Source organism: Kosakonia oryzendophytica, from assembly GCF_900094925.1.
Taxonomy (GTDB): Bacteria; Pseudomonadota; Gammaproteobacteria; order Enterobacterales; family Enterobacteriaceae; genus Kosakonia; species Kosakonia oryzendophytica.
Genome location: NZ_FMAY01000009.1, coordinates 128,620 through 155,385, shown reverse-complemented (window position 1 = coordinate 155,385; position 26,766 = coordinate 128,620). Strand labels below are relative to the sequence as shown.

Here is a 26,766-nt window from a genome sequence, read left to right as displayed (position 1 = left end):
AAGGTAGGACATGAAACCCGGTTACAAAACCATTTACGAGCAGTATCGCCACAGCATCACCAGCGGATTGCTGAAACCGGGTGATAAAGTGCCGTCGGTGCGCGTGCTGGCAAGCGAATTAGGGGTTGCGCGTAAAACAGTGGAGACGGCGTGGGCAATACTGGTCGGTGAAGGTTATCTGGTAAGCCAGGGCGCACGTGGTACACGGGTTAATCCGGACTTGTCACTCGGCGGTGAGAAAAAAAACCTGCCGACAGCGCAAAACGGTGATCTCCCCCTCAGTATGGCGGAGACGCTCCGCGATCAATCGGGCTTTTTGCGCCTTGGCATTCCGTCGCTGGATGCCTTTCCCTACAAGAAATGGCTGCTGCTGAGCGGCAAGGCGGTGCGATCAATGCAGCCGGTGGAAATGACCAATCCGCCGTTGATGGGCTATGCGCCGTTGCGTGAAGCGATTGCCCATTACGTCAATATTTCGCGTGGGCTTTCCTGCTCAGCGGATCAGATATTTATCACCAGCGGGTATAACCATAACCTGCGATTGATTCTCAGCGCACTGGGCAAACCCGACGACAAAGTGCTGTTTGAAGATCCCGGCTACTATTTCGGTCAGCAAACCCTTAAGCGTATTGCCAGCAATCTGCACTTTGCGCCAGTGGATAACCACGGGTTGAAGGTTGATTACATACAACAGTATCACCGCGATGCGCGCTTTGTTTTTGTGACACCGTCACATCAAAGCCCACTTGCTGTCACCCTTTCACTGCCGCGTAAACAGCAATTACTGGACTGGGCGCAGCAGAATGAAAGCTGGATTATCGAAGATGATTACGACGGCGAATTTCACTATACCCGCAAGGTCCTGCCTGCCTTAAAAAGCCTCGATACGCAGGATCGGGTGATTTATATGGGCACATTCAGTAAAACGGTGATGCCTGCACTGCGCATCAGTTATCTGGTGATGCCGCGCGCTTGCGTGGCGCAGTTTCGCGAAACCGGGGAACAGACGGAAAGCGGCCAGCCCGTGCTGACACAAAAAATCCTCGCCGCATTTATGGGGGAAGGCCACTTTTTCCGCCACCTGAAAAAAATGCGCACGCTCTACTCGCAACGCAGAAAAACCATGCTGGCTGCGCTGGAGCAGGTTTATCCAGGGATGTTTAACATTGAAGTGAGCGACGGCGGAATGCACATCATTGCGTTGTTGCGCACCAGCACACAGGATGTCCGACTGGCGCAAATCTGGCAGCAACACCAGTTGCAGGTCAGCCCGCTCTCCCGGTGGTATAACCAGAACCCTAAGCGCTACGGTTTAATTATGGGTTATACCAATGTGCGATCGGCGCAAGAAGCGATCGCGCTATTGCAGCGCCCGGCGCAGGAAACGCGGGCGCTGCTCAGCGTTGAATAACGATCATGGAAGGCAACTGACGAGGGAGAGATCCCACGCTGTTGCCAGAAGAGATAAGCTGATAACCAGTGTCACCGCTAACGAAACCGTTTTATCTGACATTTCCATCGCATGTCCCTCTGTATGGTGGTATCGCCATTTAACAGGGCAGATCTTAATGATTTCTTACTCTCTCAGAAAAAGTTTAGGTTAGTTGATAGTTTTTGCCTGGTGTCATTTTGTGCGGAAGCACATCGGCATCGTTCATTTGCAACAAATCGATCTCAATGGCATTGCAGATGGCATCCAGCGGCAGATCGTTATCCTCTTCACCAAACGGGTCTTCCAACTCCTCCGCCAGCGTATCAAGCGAGATAAAGGTGTAGGAGATGAGCACCGAGACAAACGGCGTCATAAAGTGCAAATCCACCACCAGCGCAAACGGCAACATGATGCAAAACAGGTAAACCGTACGATGCAGAATCAGTGAATAAGCAAACGGCAGCGGTGTGGTAAAAATGCGTTCACACCCGGAAAGCACTGCGGACATGTCATGTAAACGCTGCGTGATGCTGTGGAACAGAATGTCTGACAAGGTGCCCTTCGCCCGGCGCTCCCCCAACCACTCCGCCATTAATAACAGAATGCGGTTAGCCGGCGAATGGGCATTGAGCACCGTCCGGAGTTCCTGCCCACTCAGATAGTTTGCCAGCACTTCACCCTGGGGCTTACGGCGCAATGTCATACGCAGACAATGCGCAAAGGCAATTTGCAAGCGGATAAAATGCGCCACGCCGTCGTCATCCGGCAGCGTGGTTTTCACTTCTCGCAGCAACGAACGCGAGGCGATCATCAGTTGTCCCCATAACAATCGTGCTTCGCTATAGCGGGCAAAGCAGGCGTTGTTACGAAAACCAAGGAAGATGGCAATCGCCACGCCAAGGATACTGAACGGCGCGACAGTCAGTTTGATACCCAGCGAGGTATACCAGGGGAGCATCCAGATCACGGCGATAGAGAGCAGGCAGTTCATCACCAGTCGGGAGGTAATTTTCGGCAGCACCGAACCGTGCCAGACGAAAAGACGCGTAAGCCAGTGTTGTTCAGGTCGGACAATCATGTTGAGTCGTATGCAAAGAGAGAGCTGCACTATTAAACGTGATCGCCATCACGGTTGCAAGGATGCTAATGAATTGTGACAAAGCGACATGCCAGACGAAGATGGCTGGCGCAGAAGTTACTGAAACCTGTTATACAACTATTCAAAAGTATGTTGTAACTAATGATAATAAAACCCGTCAGGGACGCTAACGTAGCCGGTCAGAAAGCATAAAAAAACCCGACCGGAGTCGGGTTCGCGTTTATCTGCATGCTGCGTTCAGGATCAGCACAGCGGCTTCACGGCTTCACGCATGCCTTGCAGCAGGATGGCATCCAGATCCAGCGACACTTGCTCAACCAGACCGGCGACTTTCGTCAGATCCTGTTCCCAATGGTCGCTCACCGACAGAACCGCTTTAACCAGCTCGCTGGTGCTGATCTGGCGATCGCCATGCTGGCTCCACAGTTGCTGATAACGCGCAATCCAGTGCGCATCATCCTGCACCGGATAAGCCTGTCCGTTACGCTCGCCACGATAGAAAGCAATCAGCGCCGCCAGCGCAAACGTCAGGCGTGCTGGCAGTTTACCGGTGGCTTTCTGCCCTGCCAGCAGTTGCGGCAGAATACGGGTACGGAACTTGGTCATACCGTTCAGCGCAATGGAGAGCAACTGGTGTTTGATGTACGGGTTACGGAAGCGCCCCGTTACCGCGCTGGCGAACGATTCCAGCTCATCGCGCGGCAGATCCAGCACCGGGATTATCTCCTGGTAAATCGCTTTCTCTACAAACGCGCAAATTTCCGTGTCGTTCATCGCCTCGCCAACAGTGTCCAGCCCTGCCTGATAGGCCACCGGCACCAGCGCAGTGTGCGCACCGTTGAGGATCGCCACTTTACGCTCTTTGTACGGTTTAATATCGTCGACAATCAGCACGTTCAGCGGGAATTTGTCGAGGCGCAGTTCAGACGCCAGCGTTTTCGGCCCCTGGATCACAAACAGATAAAAGTGTTCCGCCGTGTCGAGGAAGCTATCCTGATAGCCCAGTTCCGCTTCCAGTTTCGCCACTTCATCACGCGGATAACCGGTTACGATACGGTCCACCAGCGTGGAGCAGAAGGCGTTCGCGTTATCCAGCCACTGAATAAATTCAGCACCCAGCGCCCACTCTTGCGCATAACGAAGTACCAGTTCGCGTAACGCGTCGCCATTATAATCAATCAGTTCACACGGAATGATCACCCAGCCTTTGTCGACTGCGCCAGAAAAATGGCTGAAACGTTCGAACAGCAGACGGGTCAGTTTCGCCGGATAACTCACCGCAGGCGCATCGTCGAATTTGTCCCCGGCATGATAGCTGATGCCCGCTTCCGTGGTGTTAGAGAATACAAAGCGGATGTCCGGGTTGTGCGCCAGTTTCAGAAACTCGTCATACTGCGCATACACGCTGATTTCGCGGTTCACGGAGCGGATCACGCGGGCATCACTCACCGCTTCACCCTGCTCGTTCAGACCACGAATGATAGTGGTGTAAAGGCCATCCTGAGTACTCAGGGACGGCGGGAAATCACTCTGGATCGGGCGAACAACCACCACACCGGCGTTGAGGTCGGTGTGCTCGTTCAGCAGATCGATTTGCCAGTCGACAAAAGCGCGCAAAAAATTCCCTTCGCCGAACTGAATAATACGCTCAGGGTATTCAGCGCCGGGAAAGTTGCGACGGTTTAATGTGTTCACAGTGGGTTCCTTTTTTGATTAGTCATACAACCTGGGAAGATTGGTGTAATAACTTACCAGACTTTTAGACCATGAAACCCTGTTTTGATCAAAATGGGACTGCTTAGTGGCGACAATTATAAAAGCGTGTAAAAAAATGTCGTTGCTGTCACATTTCTCTGCGACATCAGTGCATAGCGCCGGCTCTCCCCGGCGCGCAGCCAGCTGCATTACAAGAGAGAAAGGCAATGCGCTCCTCGCGCGTGGTGCTGACCACCACGCCTGATCAGAAACAGAAGGATTTTTCCCGCAAGAGTGGGGGCATAAGCGAAAGGTCACCGCCAGAGAGGGCGTGAAGAGGATAAGCGGTCATTTTTCTTCCTTATAAAAACAACCACTATCTGATTTACATGAAATTACCACGCGTCGCCGCAACAGGTTTAACTTAAGGTTTAGCGTGCACGGCTATTCTGTTGCTTCATCGCGTACATTTTTTTATCCGCATCCTTCATCCACGGATGCAACTCACCGCTGCCGTCATGATCGAACTCGCTCAGCCCCCAAGAAAACGCCAGCTTCCAGGGTTTACCAGAAGAGAGATTCCAGGCTTCAACCTGTTCAACCAGATGCTGCATGGCGATCCAGGCCCCCTGCTCATCGGTGTCGGAAAAGATAATCGCAAACTCATCACCACCGTAGCGCACTTGCAAATCGGCTTCGCGCAAGCTGGCCGCCATGACCGACGCCATTGATTTTAGCGCTTCATCCCCTTCCGCATGCCCCCAGGTGTCGTTGATCGCTTTAAAGTTATCGAGATCGATCCACGCCAGCGTTAACGGCTCCGCACGGCGGCGTGCGCCAAAAATAGCGAACTTCGCCAGGCTGTCAAACCCACGACGATTAAACAGCCCTGTCAGTTCATCGGTGGTGGCCGCGCTCATTACCGCGAACTCATCTTCAACAATCATGGCGAAATCTTTCAGGCTGTCGAACTCCGTGTCGCTGAAGCTGCGCGGTTGCTTGTCGATCAGACAAAACGATCCCACAACCGCCCCGTCCGGCAAGTGCAATGGATGGCCTGCGTAGAAGCGGATGTGCGCATCCCCCGTCACCAGCGGGTTATCGGCAAAACGTTCATCGCGGGACGCATCTTCGATAATCAAAGGGTCGGCGCATAATATCGCATGACCACAGAAGGAGATGTTGCGTGGCAGGGATTCTTTCGGATAACCCGCCGTGGATTTGAAATGCAGCGTGGTTTCATCGACCAACGTAATCAATGCCCCCGGAACATTAAACATACGTTTTGCCAGACGGGTTAAGCGATCTAACCGGTCGGTAACACCACTCTCCAGGAGTCCCGAATCATGCAATGAGGCAAGACGTTTTTCCTCATTGGCGGGAATAGCAGGTATTTTCATAGAGTGCCTATCTCATCATTCTCAGGCTGTTTTTCGCAATGATATGAAGAAATATATCGTTCAACCTACGATATACAGCATAAAGTTTAGTCTATACCGAGCGATTGTCAGTGCGAGTAAATTTGGTTTTTCCCCAGACGCTTAGCCTGATACAACGCATCATCCGCCGCTTTTAACCATTCACTAACGGTATGCATACCCGGCAAAGCGCTGGCAATCCCTATACTCAGCGTACAGGTAAACGCGTATTCCTGCACGATAGGCATGATCGACGCCTCATTCATAATCTGCGTCGCCACCGCGTGTGCTTCATCAGGCGATGTGTCCGGTAGTAAAACAACAAACTCATCGCCGCCAAGCCGGGCAGGCGTATCGTTTTTGCGGGAGGCAACATGCAAAATTTTCGACACCGTGACCAACAACGCATCCCCGACTTTATGACCAAAACGGTCGTTAACCTCTTTAAAATTATCAATATCAATAAACATCAAAGAGGAGTGTCCGGGCGTCGTACGCAGTTTCTCCAGCTCATACTGAATGCGCTTTTCCAATAGCCGCCGGTTGGCGATATCCAGCAGCGGATCCATCATGGCAATGCGTTCAAGCTCGCGACTTTTCATCCGCAGTTTAACGGCAATGCTATCGGTCAGCACACTTAAGGCGAGTAAATAGATAGCAATCAGCGGCAAGGTGGCGAACATTGTCCGCTGCGTCACCACCCGTTCAACAGGCATCCCCTGCGCCAGCCATGTCAGCAGAAAGATCCCTACCATGGTCAGACCGGCTTTACGCATCAGGATAAAACCGCCCGCCGATAAACGGTCGGTAAGCAGGACCGTGGCGATCACCACAGAAGGGAGCGGATTAACCGCCATCAGCGCGATCCACAAGCCCCCTGCACCTGCATCTATAACCAGGTTTTGATGTTCACTGTTCAGCGGCGAACGGGCGTGACGGGCACGTAAAAATGCGAGGGTCGGCCAAAGAAAAGCGTTCGCAGAGAGCAGGACGATCGTCCATAACGGTCGCTGCAGTTCCTGTAGCACGGAAAGAATAGGGAAAAAACAGAGCAACGTTCCGAGGATACGCATCAGGTACATGCGCCTGACAAAACGTCTGCCAGAGATCCGCTCGTTTTTATTCAAATTATCAGACCCGTTCATGGCGCGCTTTTTTCCCGCTACGTATAGCCAATAATAGTATTGACGTTAAAAATTAGTAGCAAGCAATTTAATAAGTTATCGATATTAACTGCATCAAACATCAGCGGAGTGAATAAAGCCAGGAACTATTGGCCCGACGAAACCTGCGACGGCGCGTCGGCAAAAACAATATCTTTACTGGAGGTTGTACAATTGCGGCCCTGTTTTTTCGAACGGTAGAGATTTTCATCCGCTTCCGCCAGCAGTTCATTGAACATTTCGGTCAACGCCCAGGCTTCCGTCAGACCGCTACTCAAGCCAATGCTGACGGTCAAATGCAGCGTTTGTTGCCGCCACTTGAAGGGGTAATGTTCGATGGAGTGACGCACCTTTTCTGCCAGCGTAAATCCATCATCCGGATCGGCGGTGATCGCCACGACCACAAACTCTTCGCCACCCATTCGCGCCACAATGCCCCGCTCTCCCAGCGCTTCCTGCACTTTCCGGGCAAAAGCGGCCAACACCCGATCGCCGCATTCGTGACCGTAGTTATCATTCACGCTTTTGAAATAATCGATATCCATCAGCATCACCGTCACATGCTTGTCGGCAAAGCGCTTATCATCGTTATTCAGCGCTTCGTACAGCCCTGAACGGGAATAGACGCGGGTCAGGAAATCAAAATCAGCGCGCAGGGAGACCTGGCGGATCAGGCGGTTAATTTTCGCCACGCTCACGGAGACAATCACCGGGCAAATCGCCAGGGTGGCGATGCCCAGACGGGCGGAAAACATGTGTGGCATTTCCATGGGCGATCCCACGAAAATATTGATTGCGCCATTGGCGACGAGCATGATTTCCGCCCCGCCGGTCAGCAATGTCACCAGGCTGGTTAACGGCAGCGGATACACGACAGCGCACCAAATCAACGCCGGTAGTGGGAATGCCAGACTGCCAGCGCCGCCAATCACCACCGACGCCAGCACCGACACTATCACCGCGCCAATAGGCAGCAATTGCTGTGGTTTGAACTGCAACGGTTCACGCGGCCAGCTCATCGTCAGCATGCCCGGCAGAATCAACACACCCGTGGAAAATTGCTCACTGAACCAGTCCGCCAGCAGTTGCAAAAAGCCTTGCCCGTTAATCCCGACCGAGCCGACCGCGCCAAAAAACGCGCACAGCAGTGCGGCAAACATGCAATAACCAAAGAGCCGTAGGGCATTCACCGGTTCCGGGGCTTTGACCATCTGGTTACGTTCCAGGGTGATCAAATGAACCATGGTGATAATAAACACCATATTGGAGAAGTTAATAATCAGCGATGCCGTGCCCCAGGAGGTGGTAATCGCATCATAGGCCAGCATAGCGATGTAGCTAATCAGATAATATTGCCAGCGATGCAGAAAGGCGTAACGCGCAAAAACCCCCGCCATAACCGCATTCAGCGGCCAGAAAAGCGACAACTCTTCCACCAGACGCATCATGGCGCCCAGAAAATAAAATAGCGTTGTCAGTAGGAAAATCACCGCGGCGTTATTCAGCGGTTTCTCTTCCTGGAATGGACGAAAAGGGGTTGAAAATAATGATCGCATCACATCTTAATCCATATCACGCGCACGGCACTCTGTTCGATACACAGGGGAAATTCCTATAGCTTAGCATGCTTACCTTGCGCGCTTCCGTTCAGCGCGGTGCATTCATCTGCACGACCAGCCAGTGGTAAATCACATCCACAATATACTGTTGTTGCGTTTCTGTTAATGGATATCCATGTGGAATGTTGTGCCATTTTTCCAGACACCCGCGGCAACAGGTCGCGGTGGCATGCTGGGCGATAAACACCGGATGCCCTCGCATCGGCGTCTGCTTACCGTCATTTTGCGGCTGCGCAGGTGCCAGACGGCGGGCAACAAAATCCGCCGCGTGTGACGCAATCACCTCAGCGCCTTTATCCAGACAATACTGCCGCTCTTTTACGCCAAGGCGAAAGCGGGAACGAAACGCCGAGCGTGACAAGCGGGCGAACAGCGGCGTTAAATCGGCCATCAGTACACCGACCTCCCCAGTTGTTGCGTTAAGGCCTCCAGCACCGCGACACCTGCCAGTGAGTTCCCGGCCTCATCCAGTTCCGGGCTCCAGACCGCAATCGCCATTTCATGCGGCACAATCGCCACAATACCGCCACCGACGCCGGATTTTGCCGGCAGGCCAACCCGCCAGGCGAACTCTCCGGCATTCTGGTACATGCCGCTGGTGGCCATCAGCGCATTCACCTGACGCGCCTGCATCGGCGTAACGATGGGTGAGGAAATGTGCGCAGCGTGCCCCCCCTGCGCCAGAAAGAGGAACGTCTGCGCCAGCTCGACACAGCTCATTTTGAGTGCACAGTAGTGAAAATAGTTTTGCAACACGGTGGAGACATCGTTATGGAAATTACCAAACGACTTCATCAACCAGGCGATGGCGGCATTACGGGCGGAGTGGTCGAATTCAGAGCGGGCGACGGCGCTGTCGTAGGCGATGTCATGCACGCCGGAGAGTTTTCGTACGATTTCCAGCATACGCTGGCGCGGCGCGCTGAGGCGGCTTTGCAGCATATCGCACACCACCAGCGCCCCGGCGTTAATAAAGGGGTTGCGCGGTTTGCCTTGCTCTATTTCCAGTTGCAACAGCGAGTTAAAGGGCTGCCCGGAGGGATCTTTCCCCACGCGCTGCCAAATCTCCTCTTCGGCGTAGTGGTTCATGGCTACCACCAGACTGAGTACCTTAGAAATAGACTGGATAGAAAAACGTTCGTGGGCGTCGCCTGCGTAGAAATGTTCTCCCTGCACCGTACTGATAGCAATGCCCAGCTTATTGCCGCTTACCGAGGCCAGCGCGGGAATATAATCCGCCACTTTGCCCTGACCCAACAGCGGACGTACCTGCGCAAGCACCGCATCCAGTACGCCATTATCCATTGCCGTTGCCACATTCACCCCTTGCTCACAGGCCAAAAACGGCCTGCGAGTATAACAGAGACGAATGAATCGCGTCAGGCTGGCAGGCGAAAACGCGCCACTGCCTGCAGTAACTGATGAGAGTCATGATGCAGTTGTTCAGAGGCTTGCGTCGCCGTCGATACCAGTTCCCCCGTGCGCCGGGCGACCGTATTCAGGGCATGCAAACGCCGGGTCATCAGATGGATACTCTCCCCCTGGTTCAGTGTCGCGGCGGAGATCTCATTGAGTACGCCGCTTAAGTGTCCCACCAGCCCGGTCACTTTTTGCAAGTTGCTTTCAAGGCGGCTCACCGCCTGCGTACCGTCAGTGATCCCTTGCAGGGAGTGATTAATCAACTGCTGAATAGTTTGCGTTGAGTGGCTACTCTTCCGCGCCAGCAGCCCCACTTCTTTCGCCACTACCGCAAAGCCGCGCCCGTGATTCCCCGCATGAGCCGCTTCAATGGCCGCATTCAGCGCCAGAATATTGGTCTGGAATGCGACGCCATCAATCATATCGACAATGTTGCGCATCTCAGCCGATCGTTCGACGATCTCGCGCATCGACTGGTTAACCGTATCCATCATGCGATCGCCACCTGCGGCGATTTTTTGCGCCTCATCCGCCTGTTGACGGGCCTGCTGGGCGAAGCCAGTGCTGCCTTCAACGTGGGACTCCAGTGTGGCGATATGTTCGGTCACATCCGTCAGTTCCTGCGCTTGTTTCGTCGACTGCTGATAAAGCGACTGATTACCTTCCGCGAGGTGGCTGATGGTGTTCACCATGGAAGCGGTTGCGTCACTGACCTGCATCACCAGTTGTTGCAGTCCAAGCTGCATGCTGTGAATGCTCAGGCTAAGCTGCTCAACCTCGCGGTTAAAACGTGGCACCGGCGGCAGCGCCGTTCCCAGATCGCCCGCAGCCAGAATATTGATATGCGCAATCAGCCGACGCAGTGGTGTGATCACCCAGCGCGACATGGCAAACCATACCAACACCGCAATCACCAGCAGCAGTACTGGCACCAGCACAAAGACATGCTGTAGCTGCCCAAGGTTGGACAGTAACGCCTGACGACCGGTTTCCGCACGGCTTTCGCTGGCCTGCTGGAAACGGGCATAGTTGTCATTAAAGTCTGCCTGGAAGGCCTGGGCTGGCACCGCAAAGAAAGCATCGATCGATTGGGTTTTCACCAGCCCATCCGCCTGCTCTTTCAGCGCGCCGTAAAACAGCTGATAACTGTTGAGTAAACCGTCGTCTTTCGGCGGATCCAGTGCCAGCCAGGCTTGCCAGGCCTTTTGCGACGCCTCCAGTGCGCTGTGGGTTTCATCCATCAGACTGCGCCAGCTTCCTTCGGAGCCGGTTTCTTTGTCCTGCATAAACCAGACGCCCGCGCGATTAAGCAGATCGCTTGCCGTCAGCAACGCCACGCGGGCTTCATCCACGCGAACCTGTTGCAGGTGTGCCTGCTGGTTTAACTGTTCATTGTGCTGTGCTTCGCGTAACGACGCGGAAAGGAGAAATGAGGAGGCGATTTGCAGCGCGGAGAACAGACCAATGATGCAGAAAATACCGGCTAACAAACCAAACTGCTGAGGCGTAACACGCCGAACAATACGGCGAAAAATTTGCATTAAGTTCATGATATTCTTCTATAACCACAACGTTGCCGTGAGTCTACAAAAGGATCATGACACCCCCATGACAGCGAGGCGTGGCGCGCCCCACCGGGGCGCGCATACGGTTACAAACGATCTTTCCATACGGTCTGGATATTGCAAAACTCATGCAAACCAAAGTGCGACAGCTCACGGCCAAAACCGCTTTTCTTCACACCACCAAACGCCACGCGGGCGTCGCTGGCGCTGTAGCCGTTAATAAACACACCGCCGCACTCCAGGTGTTTGGCAAACCACTCAGCCTGCGCATCATCGGCGGTAAAAACAGTGGCAGACAGACCGAAATCACTGTCATTAGCCAGCGCCAGCGCATGCTCAGCATCACGAGCAAGGGTGATAGCGGCAACCGGGCCAAACAGCTCCTGGCGGAATGCGGTCATCTCCGGCGTCACGCCAGCCAGTACCGTCGCCGGGTAGTAGTTGCCCGCCCCCGGAACCTTTTCCCCACCGAGCAGCAGTGTGGCCCCTTGCTGAATGCTGGCCTGCACCTGCGCATGCAGCTCATCACGTAGATCAAAACGTGCCATCGGCCCCAGATAGTGCTCTTCGTTGTCCGGTGCCCCCTGTTTTAGCGCGGCTGCGGCAGCAACAAATTTGTCGGTAAACGCCTGCGCAATGCCGGATTCAACAATAAAACGTTTCGCAGCGGCGCAGACCTGTCCGGTATTTTGATAACGCCCGGCGACAGCCGCTTTCACTGCCAGATCAACGTCGGCGTCGTTCAGCACAATAAAGGGATCAGAACCGCCCAATTCCAGTACGCATTTTTTCAGCGCCGCCCCCGCCTGTGCGCCAATGGCTGCGCCCGCGCGTACGCTGCCGGTCACCGTAACGGCGGCAATACGCGGGTCATTGATGGCCTGACTGACGCCATCGTTGGTGGCGTTCACCCAGCCAAACACTCCGTGCGGGATCCCGGCGCGGGTGAAAATCTCACCCAACAGCGCCGCGCATCCCAGCACATTAGGCGCATGTTTCAGTAAATAACTGTTACCTGCCAGCAGGATGGGCACCGCGCCGCGCATCACCTGCCACACCGGAAAATTCCACGGCATCACCGCCAGAATCGCCCCCAACGGCCGGTATTCAATGGTGGCCCGGTTATGCTCAACCTGAGTCGGCTCGCTGCCAAGCATTGCCGGACCGTTATCCGCATACCAGTCGCACAGGCTGGCGGATTTGTTCACCTCGGCCCGTGCCTGCAGGATCGGTTTCCCCATCTCCTGGCTGATCCGTTGCGCCATCTCTTCGCCACGTTCACGTAGCACCGCGCCGACATCGCGCAGTTTTTGCGCACGCTCCGCCACGCTGAGCACACGCCACTGGCGATAGCCGTTAGCCGCCTGTTCGAGGGCCGCGTCCACGTCTGAGGGGCTGGCCCACGGTGTGGCGCTCAAGGTTTCCCCGGTGGCCGGGTTGATGGAAATAGCATGGGTTGTCGCGGTGATAGACATACGGGTCTCCCTTAAAAGTAGTCAGGACTTGCATCAGAGTGGCGGAATTTGTTATTTCTGAAAACTGAATAATATTAACGACACTGTTCACAAAGAGAGAATGGTATGGATTTAACCCAGCTTGAGATGTTTAACGCCGTGGCGCAGACCGGCAGTATTACCCAGGCGGCGCAGAAGGTGCATCGCGTGCCCTCCAATCTCACGACCCGCATTCGCCAGCTGGAGTCCGATCTCGGCGTCGATCTGTTTATCCGCGAAAACCAGCGCCTGCGTCTCTCCCCGGCAGGGCACAGTTTCTTGCGTTACAGCCAGCAGATCCTGGCGCTGGTGGATGAAGCCCGCATGGTGGTTGCCGGTGACGAACCGCAAGGGCTGTTCTCGTTGGGCGCGCTGGAAAGCACCGCAGCGGTGCGCATTCCCGCCACGCTGGCGCAGTACAACCAGCGTTATCCGCGTATCCAGTTTGATCTGTCCACCGGGCCTTCCGGCACCATGATTGACGGCGTGATGGAAGGAAAACTGAGCGCTGCTTTCGTCGACGGCCCGATCATGCACCCGGGCCTGGAAGGGATCCCGGTTTACCGTGAAGAGATGATGATTGTCGCGCCGCACGGTCACGAGCGAATTGAGCGCGCGTCGCAGGTCAATGGCGCCAGCATCTACGCCTTTCGCGCTAACTGCTCCTACCGCCGCCATTTTGAGAGCTGGTTTAACGCCGATCGCGCTACGCCCGGAAAAATTCACGAGATGGAGTCCTACCACGGCATGCTGGCCTGTGTGATCGCCGGGGCCGGACTGGCGCTGATCCCCCGCAGTATGCTGGAAAGTATGCCCGGTCATCACCAGGTGGAAGCCTGGCCGCTGGCGGAAAACTGGCGCTGGCTGACCACCTGGCTGGTATGGCGTCGTGGTGCGAAAACCCGTCATCTGGAGGCATTTATTGAACTGTTGCAGTAACGTTAACGCCCGGTGTCGGTTTATTGCATGGCAAAACGCAGGTCGGCGATAAGCGTTTTTTCCATAAAAATACTCAAGGGATCGTCGACATAGGGCGCAAAAGCGCGGCAGGTCTGGTAACCGCAACGCTCATACAACTTCACCGCTGCCAGCTGCCTGATCCCGGTCTCCAGACGCAACGTATGGCAAAAACGGGCAGCCGCCTCCTGCTCCAGCGCGGCAATCAGTATTTCACCCAGTCGTTGCCCGCGATGCCGGGGATCGATAAACACCCGTTTCATCTCGCCGCTGCCATCGCCGTTCAGCACCACCGCGCCGCACCCCACGGTCGCCCCCTCGGTGTGCCGGATTTTTCTCAGGATCAGCTTTTGCGCAGGTAAAGCGGCCAAATCAAGCAGATGGTTACTCTCCGCCGGATAGAGCGCACGCTGATAGCGATCCAGTTCGTCAATCAGTGCAATCACATCCGGCTGGGCGGCAGTGGCATCGTTAATACTGTACATCAGGCACGCCTTATTGTTACTCCCTTGTTAAATTAGCCAGCCAGACCCGCACCCACGTCATACGATTAACCTATAGATGATACAGGCCGTTGCACAGCCGGGATGACAGACGGTACCTTACGCGCAGAACTAACCCTGATAACGGAACCAGAATGAATACGAAAGCCCGTAAGGTGATGATTATTGGTACTGGCAATGTGGGGGCGTCCGCCGCCTACGCCCTGCTGAACCAGACCATTTGCGAGGAGTTGATCCTCGTGGATTTGGACCAACAGCGCGTGGAAGGCCACGCTCAGGATCTGTCGGATGCCGCTGCGTATATGCCGGGCATGATGACCATCTCAACGCGCCCGGTTGAAGCGTGCGCGGATGTCGATATTGCGGTGATCACCGTCTCCGGTGGCCCGTTAAAACCTGGCCAGACGCGACTCGACGAACTGACCAACACCGCGCGGATCGTGCAAAAAATTGTACCGGCCATGATGGCAAACGGTTTCAACGGCATTTTCCTTGTTGCCACCAATCCCTGCGACATCATTACCTGGCAGGTGTGGAAACTCTCCGGCCTACCGCGCAACCAGGTGATTGGTACTGGCGTCTGGCTTGATACGACTCGTCTGCGCCGTGCGCTGGCGCAGTCACTGGAAATTGGCGCACAGAGTATCGATGCGTTTATTCTCGGTGAACACGGCGATACCCAGTTTCCGGTGTGGTCGCATTCATCGGTCTACGGTTCGCCCATTGCCGAGGTCTACCGGCGCAAAACTGGCCAGACGCTGGATGTCGATGCACTGGCGGAAAAAGTTCGCCGCCACGGTTTTGAGATTTATGCCCGTAAAGGCTGCACCGAGTATGGTATTGCCGGCACCATTGCCGAGATTTGCCGTAATATTTTCACCGGCAGCCACCGCGCGCTGGCGATCTCTTGCATTCTCGACGGTGAGTATGGCGTGAAAAATGTCGCGATCGGGGTCCCTGCTGTGCTGGCGCAAAACGGTGTACAGCAGATTATTGAGTTACAACTGCGGGATGACGAAGTGGCGAAATTCAACCACTCCGTCGGGGTTATCCAGGCCAATATTGCCCGTCTGCCCTGACGTGCGCGGTTAACCGGCAATGGTTAACCGCCCGGGCAGAGACTCAAGCTGCTGGCGGATATCCGCACTGAGTTGCGCATCGGTGATGATATCCGTCAGCGAATCCAGGTTCGCCACGTTAAACAATGACCACGCGCCATATTTGCTGCTGTCCGCCAGCAGGATCCGCCGTTTGGCGTTAGCGATCAGATCGTGCTTAAGCGCGGCTTTCTCTTCCGTTGGCGCAGTGATCCCGCGTTCCAGTTCCCAACCGTTACAGCTGACAAACGCCAGATCCGGCCAGATGTTTTGCAGCAGCTTGCGCCCATGCTCGCCAATGCAGGACTGGCTGGAATCATCAATACGCCCGCCGATAATCGTCACTTCAATCTGTTTAAATTCCGACAGAAACAGCGCAATGTGCAAATCGCTGGTGATCACCCGCAGCGGCAGGTGCGTGAGCTGGCGAGCCAGCTCAATCATCGTGGTGCCCGCATCCAGTACAATCGCATCCCCGGCTTTCACCAGTGAGGCGGCAGCACAGGCAATGGCGTGTTTTTCCGCCAGATTACGCTGCATTTTTTCGCTGGTCGTCGGCTGCGAGGGGATAAACCGGTTCAACGTTACACCGCCGTGGGTGCGACTGATCACCCCTTCCTGATCAAGCTTGATCAGATCGCGGCGAATGGTGGCAGGTGAAGCATCCGTCGCCGCGACCAGTTGATCCACCGTCACCAGATTATGCCCTTTCAGGTAATCCATAATCTGCTCTAACCGGTTATATCCCTTCATATTATTCCCGTGTAATTTGCATTGCTAACTGGATGGATACCGCCATGCTTTCGGCTTTGGCTATACCACGCCAGGCGATATCAAATGCGGTGCCGTGATCCGCCGAGGTACGGATAAACGGTAGCCCGGCGGTGATATTAACGCCATCGTAAAAGCCCAGCAATTTTAATGGAATATGCCCCTGATCGTGGTACATCGCCACCACCATGTCATACATCCCTTCGTGACACTGCATAAACACCGTATCAGGCGGGCACGGCCCGGTCACATTTACCCCTTCGGCTTTCATCGCCTCAACCGCCGGGCCAACGATAGTGATCTCTTCATCGCCAAACAATCCGTTTTCGCCCGCATGCGGGTTGACCCCCGCCACCGCAATCCGCGGATTGTCATAGCCGACGCGTTTCAGGAATGTATCGGCAATACGCACCACCGTTTTCACGCGATCCTGATTCAGGGTGTCGAGGAATTTACGCAGGGCGATATGCGTCGTGATATGAATCACTTTCAGTTTATCGGTGTAGAGCACCATCGCGTAATCTTTGCTGCCAGTCAGTTGCGCCAGCAGTTCGGTGTGACCCGGATAGTGATGCCCGGCCAGATACAGGGCCTCTTTGTTCAGTGGCGCGGTGGCAATGGCTTTCACGTCCCCGCTCATCGCCAGTTCGGTGGCGCGTTTAATGCAGCGATAAGCCAGATCCCCGGCCTGTGCCTGCACCACGCCGGGTTGCAGGGCTTCGACATCTGCCAGCGGTTCATCAATCACGTTGATAACGCCCGGCGCAAAACGCGCATCAGCAACGCGTTCAATTATCCGCAGTTCCGCGCGCGGGGTGATATTCAACCCGAGGATACGCTGAAACGTGCGCGCGCACCCGACCACCACCACCGGCGAACCGGTTAACTCTCCTTCGACCAGCGATTTGATAATGATCTCCGGGCCAATACCCGCCGGGTCGCCCATCGTTACAGCAATGATATTAGTCACTCGATTTCTCCTCGATAAAATGCAAAACCTTAAGCAAGGTAGTTTCGTCACCAAAGCCACCTGCTTTGGTCATCACCGGTCGTTGCCACAGACAACCTGAAAAGTATCCCCACGGTACGCAGCCTGCCGCCCGTCCGCGGATGCTAAAACCTTTCGCCCCCAGCGCATGGGCCGCAGCAACCGCCACATCGCCACCGGAAAGATAGAGCGCGTCCGGTTGCGCTTCGCGCAACACATCCCGTGTCAACGCACCTAAAAACGCGCAAATACGCTCACCCAGTTCACTGCGGCTTACGCCCTGCTGTTCACACAGTGCGGCAATTTGGTGACGCGCCTGCGTATCCGGGCAGGTGTGCACCAGACAGTGACGGCCACTGACCAGGATGCGGACAATACGTTGTCGGTACTCTGCTGCAGCCGGGGTGAACAACGTGTTGATATCAATAAACACCTGCTCGGTGCGGGGATGTTTTGCCGCCCACGCCAGCTGCTGTTGAGCGATTTCGCTCATCGACCCCACCACCGCCAGTACCGTGCGCGGAACACACGGGTTCAGCCGACGTGCCAGCGCATCGCACAGCCCTGCGGAACCCACCAGCAGCGGGCGCGACGTCGCCGATTCGGCCCCGGCAACAATCTCATCCAGTTCGGCATCGCTTTGTGCATCCACCACCAGTAGCAGGGTCGCACTCGCTGATGCGGTCGCCAGCGCCGCTGCCACATCAGCGGCATGCAGGTAACGGATTTCCGCGCGGCTGTGCGCCGCCAGCAAGGTGCCGATGTCGGCGCTGGTCACTGGCGTCTTTGGATCGCTGGCGAACTCGGTGTCTGTCAGTAATTGCCCGTGAACAAAGCACTGCCCGTTGCGGGTGATGCGCCCCGCAGTCGGAAAAGCCGGCGCGATAATCGCTGCGGGAGCCTTGCAGACCTGCAACATGGCGGCGACTTCCGCCCCCACGTTGCCGCGTAGCGTGGAATCGATCTTCTTAACCAGCCACTGCGGCGCGCCGTGCGCGACAATCTTTTGCGTCAACGCAGTAACCCGCTGTGCGGCATCGCTGGCGGTCAACGCCCGGCTATCGCTGTTATAAATGCGGGCCTGCGCTGTGCTGACGTAGTTCGCGCTTAACGCCACATCCACCGTCATTCCGCACTGCGCCAGGCTGACACCCGCGTCATTCGCGCCGGTAAAGTCATCAGCGAGGATGGCTATCTGTTTATCCGAGGTTGGATCGTTCATCCCTTCTCCGGGTCATTATGGACTGAATATGATTATATTCAATCATGATTGATTATATGTGAGCAAGATCAACTTATTCAGTTTGCGAATAAATTATAAATTTAGGCCATGTAGTGACGGTGATTGACAAGTAATGATTGAACTCAATCACCATAACAGAGACAGGAGAAGGTTGTGGTAACGATTAATAGCACCCTGATAAGTGGCGCAGGCGCGATCCCGGCGATAGCGCCATTACTTGCAGGTAAAGAGAAAATCTTACTGGTCAGCGACGGCAACATCATAAAGCTTGCGCCGACACAGCAGATCCGCGCCCTGCTGACGGCCAACGGTGCAGCTCTGCAACTGATTGATAATGTGCCGCCCGAACCGAGCCAGCATGACGTGGCCAACATCCTGCAAGGGCTGGGCGATAGCACATTTGATCTGGTGGTCGGTATTGGCGGTGGCAGCGTGCTGGATGTCGCCAAGCTGTTATCCGTTCTCTGCCATCCCGCCTCCCCGGGCTTGTCTGCGCTGCTGAAAGGCGACAAACCCACGGCGCGCGTGACGTCGCTGTTGATCCCTGCCACCGCCGGTACTGGCTCGGAAGCCACGCCTAACGCGATTCTGGCGATCCCGGAGCAGGACATCAAAATCGGCATTATCTCCCCGGTGATGTTACCGGATTACGTCGCCTTACTGCCGGAACTGACCACCAGCATGCCTGCGCATATCGCCTCGTCGACCGGCATCGATGCGCTGTGCCATCTGATTGAGTGCTTCACCGCCACCATTGCCAACCCGGTCAGCGATAACGTGGCGCTGATGGGCCTGCGCAAACTGCTGCGCAATATCGAAACCGCCGTCAATGAACCGCACAATCTGACTGCCCGGCTGGAGATGCTGTGGGCCTCATATTACGGCGGCGCGGCCATCGCTCATGCCGGTACACATCTGGTACACGCACTCTCTTACCCGCTTGGCGGCAAATACCATCTGCCGCACGGTGTGGCGAACGCTATTTTGCTGGCACCGTGCATGAAAGTGGTGCGTCCACACGCGGTAGAGAAATTTGCCCTGGTCTGGGATCTGGTTCCCGGCGCCGACACCACGCTGAGCAACGAACAGAAATCGCTGGCGCTGGTGGAGTGGTTCGCTGCGCTGGTTAAGCGCTTGAATCTGCCGGACAACCTCGAAGCACTCGGTGTCCCCCGTGAAGATATCCCGGTGCTGAGCGACGCCGCGCTGAATGTTAAGCGTCTGATGAACAACGCCCCCTGCACCCTGGATCACGCACAGGTGCAGGCCATCTATCAGACATTGTTTTAACTGTTTTTAACCGTCTGTCGGCCCGGTAAGCGCTGCGCCACCGGGAATAAACAGCGAATCAGGGATACGTTATGAACAAGCACATTAGCGGCGTGTTGACCGCCATTGTCACACCTTTCGACGCCAACGGGGACGTTAACCCGCACGCGCTCAGACAACAAATCAACCGCCAGCTTGAGGCCGGTAATGGCATTTTTTGCGGCGGCACCAACGGGGAATTTTTCGTGCTGAACGAGCAGGAAAAGGTCGCGGTTACCGCCACTTGCGTTGATGAAGTAGCCGGACGTTCGCCGGTGGTGGCGCACATCGGCGAAATCTCCACCCGTGAAACCCTTCGTCTGGGACGGCAAATCGAGAAACTGGGTGTGGATGCGGTTTCGGTGATCACGCCCTATTTCGTGCCACTGAAACAAGATGAGCTGATTAACCACTACACCGCCATCGCCGACGCATTAAACGTGCCGGTATTTCTCTACAACATTCCGGCACGTACCGGCAACACACTCGAACCCCAGACCGTTCGTGCGCTGGCGGAACATCCGAACATTATCGGTATCAAGGACAGCGCCGGAAGCTATGAGAGCCTCAGCAGTTTCCTGAATGCAGTGAAAGATATCGAAGGTTTCGATGTTCTGAACGGCCCGGACTCGTTAATCCATCAGGGATTTGTAGACGGCTGCTCTGCCTGCATTTCCGGGCTGGCAAACGTTGCACCGCAGGCCATTAACACCATCTGGTCACGTTTCCAGGCGGGCGACATTGCAGGTTCACGCAGTGCGCAAGAGAGCGTCACCGGGTTACGTACCGATCTGTATAACGTGGCCTTCTCGCCGGCCGCCGTGAAAAAAGCATTGCAAATCATGGGTTATGACGTTGGTGAAAGTCGTTACGCTGTCACGTTTAACCCACAGCAACTTCAACAGATCCGCCATATAGTGACGCAGTACCTTCACTAACGGCGGTGTCATTCGTCATAAGAAAACCGGGCGCATACCGCGCCCCGGATTCACACGCCCTGAAGAGAGGCAAAGATGAACACCTTTACATCTCAAGATACCCTGATCATTGTTGGCATTGTGGTGGCTTATATTCTGTTCACCACCTGGTTAACCTTCCGCTTGCGCAGTAAAAACAGCGGCGATTTTATGGAGGGGTCGCGTGCGATGCCCGCCTTTATCGTCGGCATTCTGCTGATGTCTGAGTATATTGGCGCGAAATCGACCGTCGGCACCGCGCAAGCGGCGTTCGAAGACGGCTTTGCCGCTTCCTGGTCGGTGATTGGCGCAGCCATTGGTTTCCCGCTGTTTGGTCTGCTGCTGGTTAAACGCATCTATAACACCGGCAAAATTACTATCTCCGGGGCGATTGCCGAAAAATATGGCAACAGCACCAAAAACATCATCTCGATTATCATGATTTACGCCCTGCTGCTGGTGAACGTCGGCAACTACGTAAGCGGCGCGGCGGCGATCTCAACCGTACTGAAAGTGAATCTGCCGATCGCCGCCTTTATTACCGCTATCGTCAGTACCTTCTACTTCGCCTTTGGCGGTATGAAAGGCGTGGCATGGGTGACATTGCTGCACAGCGCGCTCAAATATTTCGGTATTCTGGCGATCATGGGTTTTGCCTTGTCGAAGACCGGCGGTTTTACGCCGATGATTGAAAACATGCCGAAATACTACTGGACCTGGGACGGTAATTTCGGGGCCAGCACCATTTTTGCCTGGTTGATTGGCACCATTGGCTCCATCTTTTGTACCCAGTTTGTGATCCAGGCAATTTGCTCTACCAAAGATGTTCAGAGCGCCAAACGTTCCACCTGGGTCGCCTTCTTCTTCTGCCTGCCGATTGCACTGGCGATTGCGGTCATTGGCGTCGCGGCAAAATACCTGCACCCGGAAATCAACAGCCTGTATGCCATGCCGATTTTCCTGCAGGATATGAACCCGTGGGTGGCAGGACTCGTGACAACGTCACTTGTCGCCTCTATTTTTGTGAGCGTCAGTACCGTGGCGCTGGCAATTGCGTCGCTGGTAGTAAAAGATTTCTACGTGCCTTATCGCAAACCGACGCAAGAGCAAGAATTTAAAGCCACACGCTGGTTGTCGCTGCTGATTGGCTTCCTGCCGCTGATTTTTGTGCTGTTTGTTCCGGAAGTCCTGAAACTCTCCTTCTTTACCCGCGCCATCCGCCTCTCGATTTCGGTGGTGGCGGTGATTGCCTTCTATGCGCCGTTCTTTAAGAGCACCCGTGGTGCTAATGCCGGTTTGATTGGTGCCTGTGTGGTGACCTCGATCTGGTATCTGCTGGGCGATCCGTTTGGCATTAACAATATGTATGTTGCGCTGATCACTCCGGCGGTGATCATGGTGCTCGACCGCCTGATCCCTAACAAAGCGGTTCCCAAAGCCGTCAGCAACGCGCATACCCCTGTTCGAAACAATGGAGTTTGATATGTCTGTGACTGTAAAACGCGATGGGGTGTTACGCCCACTTCCGCAGGACGCTCGCGTCACCACGGCCATGCTGCCGTCATCCTGCCCGCAAAACCATGCGGCGAACATTCTGCCGCTGCCCAATGGCGACATAATGTGCGTCTGGTTTGGTGGCACACAGGAAGGGATTGCGGATATCTCCGTATGGAGTTCACGTCTGGCATCCGGCGCGCAGCAGTGGAGCGATGCGGTAAAACTGTCGGACGATCCGTCACGCTCCGAACAAAACCCGGTCTTATTCCTTGCCCCGGATAATGTGCTGTGGCTGTTGTGGACGGCGCAAATTTCCGGTAACCAGGATACGGCTATCGTGCGCTACCGCCAGTCTGTAGATTTTGGCACCAGTTGGGGCGAGATCGGTACGCTGCTGGATCAACCTGGCACCTTTATCCGCCAGCCTATTACCGTGCTGGATAACGGCAACTGGTTGCTGCCGGTGTTTTATTGCCGCACGCAACCGGGCGAAAAATGGGTGGGTAACGACGACATCAGCGCCGTCAAAATCTCCGCCGATCAGGGGAAAAGCTGGCGTGACGTTGTCGTACCGGAAAGCCTCGGCTGCGTACATATGAACATCACCGCCCTGGCAAGTGGAACACTGGTGGCGCTGTTCCGTAGCCGCTGGGCAGATAATATCTATTACAGCCAGTCTACCGATGGCGGTGAAAGCTGGTCGGTACCGGAACCTACGGTATTGCCGAACAATAACTCGTCCATTCAGGTCACCACGCTGGACGATGGCATGCTGGCGCTGGTGTTTAACGCGATGAGTGCGGCGGGCGCAACAGAACGACGCGCATCGCTGTATGATGAGATTGATGATGGTGACGGACGCAAAGAACCCACGGTGACCGGCGGACGCAGTGCCTTTTGGGGCGCGCCGCGCGCGCCGATGACGGTGGCGATTTCACCCGACGGCGGGAAAAGCTGGCCGTGGCAGCGTAATCTCGACGAGGGCGACGGTTACTGCATGACCAACAATTCACAGGAAAAACTCAACCGTGAGTTCTCCTACCCGAGCATTAAACAAGGTGCTGATGGCAATCTGCATATCGCCTATACCTACTTCCGCCAGGCGATTAAATATGTGCGCGTCTCCCCGACGTGGGTGAAGGAGTTGCCATGATCCTCGGAAACCTTAACGCCCTGCCGCTGGCCGGGCTTCCCGCCGGGCTTAGGGCAATCCTTGATTTACCCCAGTGCTCACTGGCGGCACTTCAGGCGCACGATGACGGGCGCCTGCAACCGGAAAACGCAGCCTGGTATTGCAATATTGGCCCGGCGAATACCCGACCGCAGGCTGAGCGCCACACGGAATACCACCATCAGTGGGCGGACATTCAGGTAGTACTGTCAGGCGAAGAGACCATTCACGCGGGCACGCAGTATGCGCCGAAAAGCACAGATGAAGAGCGGAAACCGGATCTGTTTATTGCCACCCAAGCGCAATTACCAGTGCGTGTGACGCTGCGCGCCGGTGATTTTGCCGTGTTCCTGCCAGGCGAACCGCATCAGGCATTGTGCGCGGTTGACCAACCGATGACCGTGCGTAAAGCGGTGTTCAAAGTGCCGCGCACACTGCTGGAGGAATAAGATGTCGATTGCTGTCGTCACCGGCGCCAGTTCCGGTATTGGCGAAGCCATTGTCAGCTGGCTGCTTGATCACGGCTGGCAGGTGGTCGGGCTTTCGCGTTCGCCGGTTCAGCGGAATACCACGGCCTTTCGCAGTTTGCAGGTCGATTTAAGCGATGACGCCGCTTTGCGCCGGGCGCTCAACGGGCTTGAAACGCCGCAGGCGGTGATCCATGCCGCTGGCATGATGGCCGCCGCACCGCTTGGCGAACTGGATGCCGCTGCCAGCCAGCGTTTATGGCGGCTGCATGTGCAGGCCGCAGAAACGCTGGCCAACCATTTTGCTCCCCAGATGCAGGCAGGCGGGCGGATTGTGGTGATTGGCAGCCGTACATCACGCGGCGCAGCCGGGCGTTCACAGTATGTGGCGACCAAAGCAGCGCTGGTGGGCATGGTACGAAGCTGGGCGGCAGAACTGGCACCGCGCGGCATTACCGCCAATGTGGTCGCGCCCGGCGCAACGCAAACCCCGATGCTGAGCGCACCAGGACGGGAAAGCTCGCCGCCAAACGTGCCGCCCATTGGGCGTCTGATCACACCGCAGGAAGTGGCAGCGCTGGTAGGGTTTGTGTTGTCAGCCGATGCCGCAGCCATCACCGGCCAGGAACTGGTGATCTGCGGTGGCGCATCGTTGAAGTGAGCATGTACCGGGTATGGCTGTCGGCAAGGTGTCATCACCATCCAACGACATGCCCGGCATTACCCCCCCGTAACATCACGCAGAAACACTTTCCCCATCAGGTACAATGTTGCCTGGCCGCCAATCAGCACGCGATCGCCCCGCCACTCGCAGCGCAGATCCCCGCCCCGGGCAGAAACCTGCCGCGCCTGCATCACCTGTTTGCCCTGTTTTTCACCCCAGTACGGGATCAGCATGCTATGGGCCGAGCCGGTGACCGGGTCTTCCGGTACGGATTCGCCAGGGCAGAAGAAGCGGCTGACAAAATCCACCGACTCACCCGGCGCGGTCACGCAGACCATTTTCCCCAATGGGACCATACCGGCGATATCCGGTTGCAGGGCTTCGACTTGCGCCTGGTTTTCCAACACCACCAGATAGTCACGCCCAACGCGCACCTCTTTCGCCGCTGCGATACCGAGCGTGGTCAACAGTAGCGCGGGCGGATTCGCCACCGCTTCCGTCGACCATGCCGGGAAGTCGAGCGTTAACCAGTCGCCATTGCGCGTCACTTTCAGCTCCCCGACGAAACGGGTGGTGAAGCGGATCGCGGTATCCGGGTAATCGAGATATTCAAAAATCACATGTGCAGCAGCGAGCGTGGCATGCCCGCAGAGGTTAATTTCAGATTGCGTGGTAAACCAGCGCAGCTCAAAGCCGCTGTCGTTACGCACAAAAAACGCGGTTTCAGACTGATTATGCTGCTGCGCCATCTTCAGCAGTACCTCATCCGGTAGCCACTCGGTCAGTGGGCAAACGGCGGCGGCATTGCCGCCAAAGGTGCGATCGCTGAAAGCGTCTACCATATAGAAGTCGATTGTTTGCATAGCAGTTCCTCTTTATTGTTCTCTGTTTTTGAACGCTATTAGATCCCGATGCAATGGGTATTTTCCATCTCGCCATAAAATGAGATCTGCATCACAAATTGTTTGTATTTTCGCCAGCAAAAGCCTTAAGATCATGCCCTCTCCCTTTTTCCATCACCTGGCTAAACATTTTTATGACAACGAATACGGTTTCACGAAAAGTCGCGTGGCTACGGGTGGTAACGCTTGCCGTTGCCGCTTTTATTTTTAACACCACCGAATTCGTCCCCGTTGGGCTGCTGTCAGACATTGCGCAAAGCTTCGACATGGAGACCGCGCAGGTGGGGATCATGTTGACCATTTACGCATGGGTGGTGGCGTTGATGTCGCTGCCATTTATGCTGCTGACCAGCCAGATTGAACGCCGTAAGCTATTGATTGGCTTATTTGTGCTGTTTATTGCCAGCCATGTTCTCTCCTTCCTGGCATGGAATTTCGAGGTGCTGGTACTGAGCCGCATCGGTATTGCTTTCGCACATGCCATTTTCTGGTCGATCACTGCGTCACTGGCTATTCGCCTCGCTCCGGCGGGCAAACGGGCGCAGGCGTTAAGCCTGATCGCCACCGGCACCGCGCTGGCCATGGTGCTGGGGCTGCCAATTGGTCGCGTGGTCGGGCAATATTTCGGCTGGCGCACCACCTTTTTTGCCATCGGCCTGGGCGCATTAATTACGCTGGTCTGCCTGGTCAAACTGCTGCCAAAACTGCCAAGTGAACATTCCGGCTCACTGAAAAGCCTGCCGCTGCTGTTCCGTCGCCCGGCATTGATGTGCATTTATCTGCTGACCGTGGTCGTGGTCACTGCCCATTATACGGCGTACAGCTATATCGAGCCGTTTGTGCAGAACGTTGCGGGCTTTAGCGCCAACTTCGCTACGGTGCTTTTGTTGCTGCTTGGCGGCGCGGGGATCATTGGTAGCGTACTGTTTGGTAAACTCGGCAATCAGCATGCATCCGGGCTGATCAGTGGCGCTATTGCGATGCTGGTTGCCTCACTGGTGCTGATGTTACCGGCATCCGGTAGCGAAATGCATCTGGCGGTACTGAGCATTTTCTGGGGTATCGCCATCATGGTTATCGGGCTGGGTATGCAGGTCAAAGTGCTGGCGCTGGCCCCGGATGCCACTGACGTAGCGATGTCGCTCTTTTCCGGCATTTTCAATATCGGCATCGGCGCCGGCGCGCTGGTGGGGAATCAGATAAGCCTGCACTGGTCGATGGACGCCATCGGCTATGCCGGGGCGATCCCGGCGGTTGCCGCGCTGGTGTGGTCCGTATTGATTTTCCGCCGCTGGCCGGTAAAACTGGAAGAACAGACCAGCCCCAGTCACTCGTAACT

At 55.6% G+C, this 26,766-nt stretch carries 24 protein-coding genes; 10 read left to right on the top strand and 14 right to left on the bottom strand.

Features of this window, described 5'->3' with window-relative positions:
* Positions 1–10: 10 nt before the first annotated feature.
* The gene (gene pdxR / locus GA0061071_RS16205; protein WP_088237509.1) at positions 11–1,411 is read left to right on the top strand and encodes a MocR-like pyridoxine biosynthesis transcription factor PdxR; all 1,401 of its coding nucleotides are present in this window, start codon (positions 11–13) and stop codon (positions 1,409–1,411) included.
* Between the two features lie 184 nt (positions 1,412–1,595).
* On the opposite strand, the gene GA0061071_RS16200 is transcribed toward pdxR, so the two are convergent.
* From GA0061071_RS16200 to sad, 9 genes are all read right to left on the bottom strand, one after another.
* Entirely contained in the window at positions 1,596–2,510 is a 915-nt protein-coding gene (locus tag GA0061071_RS16200; RefSeq protein WP_088237508.1) for a bestrophin family protein, read from the bottom strand.
* 264 nt (positions 2,511–2,774) lie between these two features.
* The gene (locus tag GA0061071_RS16195; RefSeq protein WP_061495680.1) at positions 2,775–4,226 is read right to left on the bottom strand and encodes a tagaturonate reductase; all 1,452 of its coding nucleotides are present in this window, start codon (positions 4,224–4,226) and stop codon (positions 2,775–2,777) included.
* 431 nt (positions 4,227–4,657) lie between these two features.
* On the bottom strand, positions 4,658–5,626 hold the full coding sequence (locus GA0061071_RS16190) for a sensor domain-containing diguanylate cyclase (RefSeq protein WP_061495678.1): 969 nt from the start codon (positions 5,624–5,626) through the stop codon (positions 4,658–4,660).
* A gap of 107 nt (positions 5,627–5,733) precedes the next feature.
* Entirely contained in the window at positions 5,734–6,726 is a 993-nt protein-coding gene (locus tag GA0061071_RS16185; protein WP_088237507.1) for a sensor domain-containing diguanylate cyclase, read from the bottom strand.
* A 188-nt stretch (positions 6,727–6,914) separates the two neighbouring features.
* Positions 6,915–8,363, bottom strand: a complete 1,449-nt coding sequence (locus GA0061071_RS16180; RefSeq protein ID WP_088237506.1) for a GGDEF domain-containing protein — start codon at positions 8,361–8,363, stop codon at positions 6,915–6,917.
* A 91-nt stretch (positions 8,364–8,454) separates the two neighbouring features.
* Positions 8,455–8,817, bottom strand: a complete 363-nt coding sequence (locus tag GA0061071_RS16175; protein WP_061495672.1) for a DUF4186 domain-containing protein — start codon at positions 8,815–8,817, stop codon at positions 8,455–8,457.
* Positions 8,817–9,743: a glutaminase B gene (glsB, locus tag GA0061071_RS16170; RefSeq protein WP_088237505.1), complete on the bottom strand. Its 927-nt coding sequence runs from the start codon at positions 9,741–9,743 to the stop codon at positions 8,817–8,819. The genes GA0061071_RS16175 and glsB overlap by 1 nt, the downstream gene beginning before the upstream one ends.
* A gap of 62 nt (positions 9,744–9,805) precedes the next feature.
* Positions 9,806–11,395: a methyl-accepting chemotaxis protein gene (locus GA0061071_RS16165; RefSeq protein WP_088237504.1), complete on the bottom strand. Its 1,590-nt coding sequence runs from the start codon at positions 11,393–11,395 to the stop codon at positions 9,806–9,808.
* Positions 11,396–11,496: 101 nt separating this feature from the next.
* Positions 11,497–12,885 (bottom strand): succinate-semialdehyde dehydrogenase, encoded by a 1,389-nt coding sequence (sad, locus tag GA0061071_RS16160; RefSeq protein ID WP_088237503.1) that lies wholly within the window; start codon positions 12,883–12,885, stop codon positions 11,497–11,499.
* 105 nt (positions 12,886–12,990) lie between these two features.
* Between sad and ptrR the strand changes: the two genes are divergently transcribed.
* Positions 12,991–13,842, top strand: a complete 852-nt coding sequence (ptrR, locus tag GA0061071_RS16155; protein ID WP_061495665.1) for a putrescine utilization regulator PtrR — start codon at positions 12,991–12,993, stop codon at positions 13,840–13,842.
* Positions 13,843–13,862: 20 nt separating this feature from the next.
* Here the strand turns inward: ptrR and GA0061071_RS16150 are convergent, their stop codons facing one another.
* Positions 13,863–14,345: a GNAT family N-acetyltransferase gene (locus tag GA0061071_RS16150; RefSeq protein WP_088237502.1), complete on the bottom strand. Its 483-nt coding sequence runs from the start codon at positions 14,343–14,345 to the stop codon at positions 13,863–13,865.
* 152 nt (positions 14,346–14,497) lie between these two features.
* Here GA0061071_RS16150 and GA0061071_RS16145 point away from each other — a divergent pair, with 152 nt between their 5' ends.
* On the top strand, positions 14,498–15,442 hold the full coding sequence (locus GA0061071_RS16145) for an L-lactate dehydrogenase (RefSeq protein WP_088237501.1): 945 nt from the start codon (positions 14,498–14,500) through the stop codon (positions 15,440–15,442).
* A 9-nt stretch (positions 15,443–15,451) separates the two neighbouring features.
* Here the strand turns inward: GA0061071_RS16145 and GA0061071_RS16140 are convergent, their stop codons facing one another.
* Genes GA0061071_RS16140 through dtnK form a run of 3 tightly spaced genes read right to left on the bottom strand, consistent with a single transcriptional unit; the run spans position 15,452 to position 18,441 of the window.
* Complete coding sequence (locus GA0061071_RS16140) at positions 15,452–16,213, bottom strand: DeoR/GlpR family DNA-binding transcription regulator (protein WP_061495660.1); 762 nt, start codon at positions 16,211–16,213, stop codon at positions 15,452–15,454.
* 1 nt (position 16,214) lies between these two features.
* Positions 16,215–17,201: a D-threonate 4-phosphate dehydrogenase gene (locus GA0061071_RS16135; protein ID WP_088237500.1), complete on the bottom strand. Its 987-nt coding sequence runs from the start codon at positions 17,199–17,201 to the stop codon at positions 16,215–16,217.
* A complete protein-coding gene (dtnK, locus tag GA0061071_RS16130) occupies positions 17,194–18,441 on the bottom strand; it encodes a D-threonate kinase (protein ID WP_088237499.1) in 1,248 nt (415 codons plus the stop codon). The genes GA0061071_RS16135 and dtnK overlap by 8 nt, the downstream gene beginning before the upstream one ends.
* 174 nt (positions 18,442–18,615) lie before the next feature.
* On the opposite strand from dtnK, the gene GA0061071_RS16125 reads away from it, so the two are divergent.
* From GA0061071_RS16125 to GA0061071_RS16100, 6 genes are all read left to right on the top strand, one after another.
* Entirely contained in the window at positions 18,616–19,752 is a 1,137-nt protein-coding gene (locus GA0061071_RS16125) for an iron-containing alcohol dehydrogenase (RefSeq protein ID WP_088237498.1), read from the top strand.
* A 71-nt stretch (positions 19,753–19,823) separates the two neighbouring features.
* The gene (locus tag GA0061071_RS16120; protein WP_088237497.1) at positions 19,824–20,708 is read left to right on the top strand and encodes a dihydrodipicolinate synthase family protein; all 885 of its coding nucleotides are present in this window, start codon (positions 19,824–19,826) and stop codon (positions 20,706–20,708) included.
* 75 nt (positions 20,709–20,783) lie between these two features.
* Positions 20,784–22,208, top strand: a complete 1,425-nt coding sequence (locus GA0061071_RS16115) for a sodium:solute symporter family protein (RefSeq protein ID WP_061495649.1) — start codon at positions 20,784–20,786, stop codon at positions 22,206–22,208.
* Position 22,209: 1 nt separating this feature from the next.
* Complete coding sequence (locus tag GA0061071_RS16110) at positions 22,210–23,376, top strand: sialidase family protein (RefSeq protein ID WP_088237496.1); 1,167 nt, start codon at positions 22,210–22,212, stop codon at positions 23,374–23,376.
* Positions 23,373–23,843, top strand: a complete 471-nt coding sequence (locus GA0061071_RS16105) for a NanQ anomerase/TabA/YiaL family protein (protein ID WP_088237495.1) — start codon at positions 23,373–23,375, stop codon at positions 23,841–23,843. Before GA0061071_RS16110 ends, GA0061071_RS16105 begins: the two co-directional genes overlap by 4 nt.
* A gap of 1 nt (position 23,844) precedes the next feature.
* The gene (locus GA0061071_RS16100) at positions 23,845–24,522 is read left to right on the top strand and encodes an SDR family NAD(P)-dependent oxidoreductase (RefSeq protein WP_088237494.1); all 678 of its coding nucleotides are present in this window, start codon (positions 23,845–23,847) and stop codon (positions 24,520–24,522) included.
* A 59-nt stretch (positions 24,523–24,581) separates the two neighbouring features.
* Here the strand turns inward: GA0061071_RS16100 and GA0061071_RS16095 are convergent, their stop codons facing one another.
* Positions 24,582–25,388: a PhzF family phenazine biosynthesis protein gene (locus GA0061071_RS16095; RefSeq protein ID WP_061495641.1), complete on the bottom strand. Its 807-nt coding sequence runs from the start codon at positions 25,386–25,388 to the stop codon at positions 24,582–24,584.
* Between the two features lie 173 nt (positions 25,389–25,561).
* On the opposite strand from GA0061071_RS16095, the gene GA0061071_RS16090 reads away from it, so the two are divergent.
* Positions 25,562–26,764 (top strand): sugar transporter, encoded by a 1,203-nt coding sequence (locus GA0061071_RS16090; protein ID WP_088237493.1) that lies wholly within the window; start codon positions 25,562–25,564, stop codon positions 26,762–26,764.
* The last annotated feature ends 2 nt before the right edge of the window (positions 26,765–26,766 follow it).

Bases quoted from the DNA above. Each gene is read 5' to 3' on its own strand.
- GA0061071_RS16110 (WP_088237496.1), top strand. From the start codon at position 22,210: ATGTCTGTGACTGTAAAACGCGATGGGGTGTTACGCCCACTTCCGCAG.
- pdxR (WP_088237509.1), top strand. From the start codon at position 11: ATGAAACCCGGTTACAAAACCATTTACGAGCAGTATCGCCACAGCATC.
- GA0061071_RS16090 (WP_088237493.1), top strand. From the start codon at position 25,562: ATGACAACGAATACGGTTTCACGAAAAGTCGCGTGGCTACGGGTGGTA.
- sad (WP_088237503.1), bottom strand. From the start codon at position 12,885: ATGTCTATCACCGCGACAACCCATGCTATTTCCATCAACCCGGCCACC.
- GA0061071_RS16165 (WP_088237504.1), bottom strand. From the start codon at position 11,395: ATGAACTTAATGCAAATTTTTCGCCGTATTGTTCGGCGTGTTACGCCT.
- GA0061071_RS16180 (WP_088237506.1), bottom strand. From the start codon at position 8,363: ATGCGATCATTATTTTCAACCCCTTTTCGTCCATTCCAGGAAGAGAAA.
- dtnK (WP_088237499.1), bottom strand. From the start codon at position 18,441: ATGAACGATCCAACCTCGGATAAACAGATAGCCATCCTCGCTGATGAC.
- ptrR (WP_061495665.1), top strand. From the start codon at position 12,991: ATGGATTTAACCCAGCTTGAGATGTTTAACGCCGTGGCGCAGACCGGC.
- GA0061071_RS16115 (WP_061495649.1), top strand. From the start codon at position 20,784: ATGAACACCTTTACATCTCAAGATACCCTGATCATTGTTGGCATTGTG.
- GA0061071_RS16100 (WP_088237494.1), top strand. From the start codon at position 23,845: ATGTCGATTGCTGTCGTCACCGGCGCCAGTTCCGGTATTGGCGAAGCC.
- GA0061071_RS16105 (WP_088237495.1), top strand. From the start codon at position 23,373: ATGATCCTCGGAAACCTTAACGCCCTGCCGCTGGCCGGGCTTCCCGCC.
- GA0061071_RS16145 (WP_088237501.1), top strand. From the start codon at position 14,498: ATGAATACGAAAGCCCGTAAGGTGATGATTATTGGTACTGGCAATGTG.
- GA0061071_RS16185 (WP_088237507.1), bottom strand. From the start codon at position 6,726: ATGTACCTGATGCGTATCCTCGGAACGTTGCTCTGTTTTTTCCCTATT.
- GA0061071_RS16095 (WP_061495641.1), bottom strand. From the start codon at position 25,388: ATGCAAACAATCGACTTCTATATGGTAGACGCTTTCAGCGATCGCACC.
- GA0061071_RS16190 (WP_061495678.1), bottom strand. From the start codon at position 5,626: ATGAAAATACCTGCTATTCCCGCCAATGAGGAAAAACGTCTTGCCTCA.
- GA0061071_RS16200 (WP_088237508.1), bottom strand. From the start codon at position 2,510: ATGATTGTCCGACCTGAACAACACTGGCTTACGCGTCTTTTCGTCTGG.
- GA0061071_RS16150 (WP_088237502.1), bottom strand. From the start codon at position 14,345: ATGTACAGTATTAACGATGCCACTGCCGCCCAGCCGGATGTGATTGCA.
- GA0061071_RS16120 (WP_088237497.1), top strand. From the start codon at position 19,824: ATGAACAAGCACATTAGCGGCGTGTTGACCGCCATTGTCACACCTTTC.
- GA0061071_RS16175 (WP_061495672.1), bottom strand. From the start codon at position 8,817: ATGGCCGATTTAACGCCGCTGTTCGCCCGCTTGTCACGCTCGGCGTTT.
- GA0061071_RS16140 (WP_061495660.1), bottom strand. From the start codon at position 16,213: ATGAAGGGATATAACCGGTTAGAGCAGATTATGGATTACCTGAAAGGG.